Origin of the sequence: Blautia difficilis (assembly GCF_014297245.1) — a bacterium.
GTDB classification, from domain to species: domain Bacteria; phylum Bacillota; class Clostridia; order Lachnospirales; family Lachnospiraceae; genus Blautia_A; species Blautia_A difficilis.
In genome coordinates, this window is the sequence record NZ_JACOQG010000034.1 from 20,599 (window position 1) to 27,264 (window position 6,666).

The following is a 6,666-nucleotide window of genomic DNA, read 5'->3' on the forward strand; positions in this document are numbered from 1 at the left end:
CTGAGAAATCTGGAATATGCTTACCATGACAGATTTCTCAGCCTCGGATCAATAAAAGCATATGTTTTGTCTTTTCTTTAATTTTTCCATGACCGTTGGATATTTTTTATAATCTGTGTGAGGTAAGGCCTGGGCAGCTACCATCTGTTCCAGAAAATCATCCACTTCCGCAAATTGTATATAAGTCATTTCTTCCAGTATCTGATCAATATCTGCAAGAAGTTCTTTGTTCAGCAAAAGCTTCTGTGCTCCTTCCAGCGAAGAATTTCCAGCATTGATCATCTTCTCCCGTTCCATGTCAGGATACATCCCAATGGTAATGGCTGATTCCACAGATACATATTTTCCAAAAGAGCCGGCTGCATAAAATCGATCTGCCTGATTCAGTTCAAGTCCAGATTCCCGGAGCATGATCTCAACCATTATATGTGCTGCGGCTTTGGTAAGAATAAATTCGTCGATATCTTTCTGATAAAAATACAGACCCGGAGCATATTCTATGCAAAGCTGACCTTCTCGTTTCTGAATAAGATTCGTTTTTTCAGGAGAAAACTTACCACGAATATCTATCCAGCCTTCTAAAAAAAGTTCCGCAATCAGATCGACAATACCGGAACCGCAGATACCCTTAGGGCTAATTTTTCCTGAAGAGTTACCAATTACATGAACATGGATTTTTCCACCTCTTATCCTCACGCTGTCCACTGCTCCGGCATCTGCCCTCATCCCGGTATGTACTACACCGCCTTCCAATGCAGGCCCCGCCGCACCGGCGCCGCAAAGAAGAAAATCTTTATTTCCTATCACAAGTTCACCGTTGGTTCCAATGTCAAAGAAAACACTGATTCCATCCTTTTTATATAATTCCGTTTCAATCATTCCACTGATGATGTCACCACCCAGATAATTAGACTTCGCCGGATAACAATATACATAACCATTCAGCGGAATGTCCAGATCTTTTGCCGGCTGGAATCCCGGACGGTCTGCATGAACAGCATGTGGCGTATAAAAGACACAGAAAGCATCTATTCCCAAAAGAAAGTGGATCATGGTGGTATTGCCTGCTACTACCATAGACAGACATTTTCGTGACACCGGATGCTTTACATCCAGCTTATCCATGCACTCTATAATAGACTCAACTGTAGCAAGCCGTATCTCTTCCAGTTTTTTCCTGTCATCTTTGCAGAAAAAAATACGTGATAAAATATCGGTTCCCCACTGAATCTGTTTATTAAAGCAGCTCTCTTCTCCCAATATCTCACCACTATTACAATCTAAAAGTCTCACCACTACCGTTGTACTTCCAAGATCCACAGCCAGCCCATAATGCTGTCTGGCTGTATCTCCGCTTTCTATATCAACCAGCTCCCATTTTTCTCCATTCCAGGAAAGCGAAACGGTTATTTTCCAACCTGCACGATCAAGTAATGGATATAGTTGTCTCAACATGCGAACCGGAATATGAACCTCCTCTTTCACGCCCTCCGCGGATAAAGCTTCCAGAATGCGCTGCTGGTCTGAACGCTGGTCCTCTTCGGTTGGAACAGAAAGATCAAGATATAATTTTCGGCTAAGACCTCTCATAGTATTCATCTCCCTACAATTTGTGCATTTTTTATTCTGTAAAAAAAGAAGGGCATCCGTTATATCACATACTTGACGTCCTTCCTTTTCATTGTTATTTATTATACTTCTGAGAACTGATCTTTTCCTACGGAACATAACGGACATTCAAAATCTTCCGGAACATCTTCCCATTTTGTTCCCGGTGCGATACCACCTTCTGGATATCCTTCCTCTTCATCATACTCCCATCCGCAAACATCACATACGTATTTCATTAGTTAATCCTCCTAATTCTGATTTTCTTAAGTATTATTAAAATCCAAAATACATTTTTATCATACCCAGAACAAAGAGATGTACTGGATAAAAAAAATAATTTACAATCTTATTCTGCCTTCCCCGTTCTCCATTATATGTAAGGGTTAATCCAAATCCCAATAACGCCCACGGTTCTTTATACATAGCCAAAAAGCAAAATGGAATTGCCCAAACAGGTTTTTTATGAAAAATATATAAAAAATACCCAATTAAGACTGCATGATACTCATAATCCAATCCCAATATCATCGCACTCAGGCATCCGGCTCCCACGATTACAGCGGAAATGAAATACCATAATATACGCCAACGTACTCCCATTTTTTCTTTTAATGTACCTATGATCCAAATGATAACGAGTACCAAAGCCAATGTGAACATAATATTGTTTCCATTTGGCTCAAAATAGGATGCCGTTGTAAACATGTCATATGGAATTTCTGAGATTATTCCAAACAAAAGAAGCATACCTAAATATTTCCACCTGTTTGTCGTTCTGAAATAACCTTCTATCAATAAAAATATAAAGATCGGGAAAGCTATTCTTCCTAATATGTCAAAAATATCACTTATCACAAGCAATATTCCTCCATTCAAATTAGGATAAATCAGAGCCTTATTTACATGATCTATGAGCATAGTTGTAAATGCGATATACTTTAATTGTGCTCCGGATAATGTTTTCAGTTTGTTCATTTCCGCCCCTCATTGTATCGTATAACAGACATACCCATATTCATATCTGCAATTCACATTAATAGTTTTCTGCATGTACTTCAAAATAGCTCTGCGGGTGATTGCATACCGGGCATACTTCCGGTGCTTTTGTTCCCACTACAATATGCCCGCAGTTACGGCATTCCCATACTTTAACTTCACTCTTTTCAAAAACTTTAGCAGTTTCAATATTCTTAAGAAGTGCACGATATCTCTCCTCGTGATGCTTCTCAATCTCTCCTACAGCTCTGAATTTTGCTGCAAGTTCAGGAAAACCTTCTTCCTCAGCTGTTTTAGCAAAACCTTCATACATATCTGTCCACTCATAATTTTCGCCTTCTGCCGCTGCCGCCAGGTTTTCCTTTGTATCACCAATTCCTGCTAATTCCTTGAACCACATCTTTGCATGTTCTTTCTCATTATCTGCGGTTTTTAAAAACAATGCTGACATCTGCTCGTAGCCTTCCTTTTTCGCTACAGAAGCAAAATAGGTATACTTATTTCTTGCCTGCGATTCCCCTGCGAATGCCTCCTGTAAATTTTTCTCAGTCTGTGTTCCTACGTATTTGTTTGCTGCCATTTCTTTTTCCTCCGTTTTCTTTACTATTTTTTCAAAATCTGATGCTGGGTGCTTACATAAAGGACATATAAAATCATCCGGTAATTCTTCTCCTACATATTCATATCCACAAATTCTGCAACGCCATATTGTCTTCCCATCCTCGGTTTTTCCGACTGCCTGTGGCTTAGGTTTAATATTATTCTGGTAATAATCATATGTGACAGAAGGAACATTACTTAAAACTTCCATATCTGTTATCTCACCGATAAACATTGTATGTGATCCTAAGTCCTCCGTTTTATTAACTGTTACAGAAATGTATGCATTTGTACCTTCTGTAATATAATAAATACCATTTGTACCCCTAGCACACTTTTCAAATGCTTCAAATTTATTGGTATCCCTTCCTGATTGGAAGCCAAAATGTTTAAACAATTCAAACCGTGCCTTCTGACTTAAGACTGATACTGTGAATTTTCCAGTTCTCTGAATCATGTCATGCGTGTAATTTGCTTTGTTGACGCAGATACTTAACTGGTTCGGTTCTGAAGCTGCCTGAATGGCTGTATTAATAATACATCCATTGTCTTTTTCATCTTCCCTGGCAGTCAGTACAAACAATCCATAACTCAACTTATACATTGCTTTCCTATCCATTTTTTTCCTTCTTTACCTTCTCCCTGCATTTTGGGCAAATACCTTTAAATGAAATATCATAATCCAAAAATTCGATTCCATGAGTGTTATGAATTCTTTCCAGCAAATCCGGTATTTCATCCATATCCACATCTGAAACTTCACCGCATTTTGTACACCTGACATGGTAATGATTTTTCAATGAAAAATCGAACCTATTCGCTCCATCCGGAACTTCAACCTTCCTTAACGAACCCTCATCTACCAATATATCAAGATTTCTATATACAGTTTCTTTTCCGATTGTAGGATATGCTGCTTTTATATCTTGCGTTCGATTGTTTCCAACTCCCGCCGTTTCTTTTCTATCAGTTTTTTCTGATTTAACAACTTAGCTTCTATCACGTCGATGTCTCTGTTTCCCAAAAACTCTCCAATCTGACCCAATGGCATATCCAAAACGCGCAAGTAACGAATCGTATTTAAAACCTCAAACTGACGTGCACTATAATAGCGATAGCCTGTTTCCGGATCTGTGTATTCTGGTTTCAACAGACCTGCCTGTTCATAACGCCGCAGGCTGCCAACACTGATATGAAACATTTTTGCCACATCACCAATCTGGAATAATTTTTTATTCTCCAAGCTGTTTCTCCTCATGAATTATGTCTGTCATTTTCTGATCAAAACAAGCATCAACCTGTGAAGCGATTTCTCCATCAAGCCATCCTTTTTCTACCATATCATTTAAAATACCGTAAGCTTTTTCATGTGGCATTCCCTGTTTATACGGGCGGCTTTCTGTCAGTGCCTGATAAATATCGACACACGCCATGATGCGTTCCTGTGTGTTTAATTCAGCAGCTGTTTTTCCAAATGGATAGCCTGTCCCGTCCAGTCTTTCATGGTGAAAGGCAGCCCAGTCACATATCTCTTCAAAATCATCGATTTCTGACAGAATAGAATAAGTATATGCTGCATGATGTTTCATAACTGCAAACTCATCATCCGTCAGTCTTCCCGGCTTCTCCAGAATTTTGTTACCTATGGCAACCTTTCCAATGTCATGCAGCGCTCCTGCAAGATACATTTTCTGCATTGTCTCCTCATCAAATCCCATAAATCTGGATAATTTCTCAGCATCTGCAGCCACACCTATGGAGTGTGTACTCGTAAATGGTGATTTATAGTCTACGATGCGTGCGAAAAATTTCGCCAGTGCTTTAATCTGTTCAAAGCTAAGATCTTGTTTTGTACGCGGCACTCTGTTCCATAAACGAGTCTCCACATCTTTTTCTCCAAGTGACAGAAAATGTTGTTCAGAAAAAGCATGTCTAAATGCTTCTATACATTCTTCATCCGCTATAGAACCTGTGATTTCCTGAAGAAATGCTTCTACCTTCTGCCAGGTGTCTGAATCAAAAGAATCACTGCAGCAGACCTGGTCAAGCAGATCACATAGATGGATAATTCGTGCAAAAACCGGTACTTCTGTCCATTTTTTTCCAAAAGGTCCACTTCCATCTGCATTCTCATGATGATACAAAATGACATTCTTTATATCCGTATGGGATGGAATGTCTTTCATGTTCTTCTCACCTTCCGCACAGTGAATTCCCAGCTCCAGTGGAATCGCCGAACCTATTGCACTTGCAATATCATTGTGTAATTCTTCCTGAATATATTGAGTCAGTGCATTATCATGTAACAACGCAACGGCTGTCAGATCCTGCAGACTCTTCCCCTGAATTCCCATCTGTTCTGCCATGCAGACACTCATATATGCAACACGCTTCGCATGCTTATATGTTACATGCACTAACTCTGCTTCCACACAGTCCAATGCATAGGAACACGCTCCCAACAATCCCAAAACATCTAATTTCATACCCTTTTGTCTCCTGTCTGTATCATATATCTGACTGTTATTTTATCACAAAAAATTTATATAAAAAAGGTTTCATTATTATTTATACAAAAATAACAGGCAAATCTTTATCTGCATAATTATCAAATAAAAGACGGGATTATATATCATCATTATTATATTGTCAATAATATAGTAATAATTCTCATTATTGCTAAAAGATGCCCATGCTGAGCATCTTTAATCTAAATCATTGTTCTATTTTTCGTTCAAAAACATATTCAGTATCTGATGATAAATCAGACCGGAATGAATAACCAAGTCTGTCGAATTTCTTAATATCTACCGGATTCTCAATATTATTTTCTGCCATAAATCTGACCATTTCACCACGAGCCATCTTGGCATATGTACCTTTTGTTACCATTTTATCTCCAGAAGCTTCACAAAATGTAACCGAAATATATCTGTCCTGTGGTGTCAAATACTTTTCTATACATTTTGAGTATTCTTTTGATGCAAGATTAATGATAATCCTGCTGTCATCTATTACTGAACGGTATAACAAGTCACCCCAGTACTCATACAGATTTTTGGAATCTCCAATCCTGATCTTTGCCTGCATTTCCAAACGATAAGGTGTCACACCATCCATTGGTTTCAGAGCACCATAAAATGCAGACAATATTCTCAAATGATTTTGCACATACTCAAGCTGCATATCTTCAAACACAGATGGTGCCATATATTGAAAAGCAATTCCTTCATATGATAAAACAGCCGGACTGAGCATCTGATAAAGATTCATATTTCCCAATCTATTGAAATTTTGTTCTGCAATCTGGTCATTACATTTCCAAATTCCTTTCAGTTCCTCTTTTGACTTACTTTTCAACCAACTTTGTATCTCTGTCGTCTTTTCAATAAATTCAGGCAATCCATCCGGCGCTATGCTGTCAGTATCTGTAATCATCTTTTTAGCAGGGGATAATAT

Annotated in this window: 7 protein-coding genes and 2 pseudogenes; all 9 read right to left on the reverse strand. The window is 38.5% G+C overall.

What is annotated here, in order from left to right:
* Window positions 1-48: 48 nt before the first annotated feature.
* Window positions 49-1,590: an ASKHA domain-containing protein gene (locus H8Z82_RS14960; RefSeq protein WP_019161202.1), complete on the reverse strand. Its 1,542-nt coding sequence runs from the start codon at window positions 1,588-1,590 to the stop codon at window positions 49-51.
* Between the two features lie 101 nt (window positions 1,591-1,691).
* The gene (locus tag H8Z82_RS14965; RefSeq protein WP_019161201.1) at window positions 1,692-1,847 is read right to left on the reverse strand and encodes a rubredoxin; all 156 of its coding nucleotides are present in this window, start codon (window positions 1,845-1,847) and stop codon (window positions 1,692-1,694) included.
* A gap of 37 nt (window positions 1,848-1,884) precedes the next feature.
* Window positions 1,885-2,586, reverse strand: coding sequence for a TraX family protein (locus H8Z82_RS14970; RefSeq protein WP_118247814.1), 702 nt, complete (start codon window positions 2,584-2,586; stop codon window positions 1,885-1,887).
* A gap of 58 nt (window positions 2,587-2,644) precedes the next feature.
* Window positions 2,645-3,187: a rubrerythrin gene (gene rbr, locus H8Z82_RS17950; RefSeq protein ID WP_117677469.1), complete on the reverse strand. Its 543-nt coding sequence runs from the start codon at window positions 3,185-3,187 to the stop codon at window positions 2,645-2,647.
* A gap of 18 nt (window positions 3,188-3,205) precedes the next feature.
* Window positions 3,206-3,826 (reverse strand): annotated as a pseudogene (locus tag H8Z82_RS17955) (flavin reductase); the annotation flags it as partial.
* A pseudogene (locus H8Z82_RS14980) lies at window positions 3,819-4,130 on the reverse strand (Fur family transcriptional regulator); the annotation flags it as partial. The pseudogenes H8Z82_RS17955 and H8Z82_RS14980, both read right to left, overlap by 8 nt.
* Window positions 4,127-4,465 carry a MerR family transcriptional regulator gene (locus H8Z82_RS14985; RefSeq protein ID WP_044997172.1) on the reverse strand — a complete coding sequence of 113 codons (339 nt, stop codon included), beginning with the start codon at window positions 4,463-4,465 and terminating at the stop codon, window positions 4,127-4,129. The gene H8Z82_RS14985 and the pseudogene H8Z82_RS14980, both read right to left, overlap by 4 nt.
* Entirely contained in the window at window positions 4,440-5,693 is a 1,254-nt protein-coding gene (locus H8Z82_RS14990) for an HD-GYP domain-containing protein (protein ID WP_119244232.1), read from the reverse strand. The genes H8Z82_RS14985 and H8Z82_RS14990 overlap by 26 nt, the downstream gene beginning before the upstream one ends.
* Window positions 5,694-5,922: 229 nt before the next feature.
* Window positions 5,923-6,666: peroxide stress protein YaaA (yaaA, locus tag H8Z82_RS14995; protein ID WP_207724687.1), on the reverse strand; the 744-nt coding region annotated here is incomplete at its 5' end.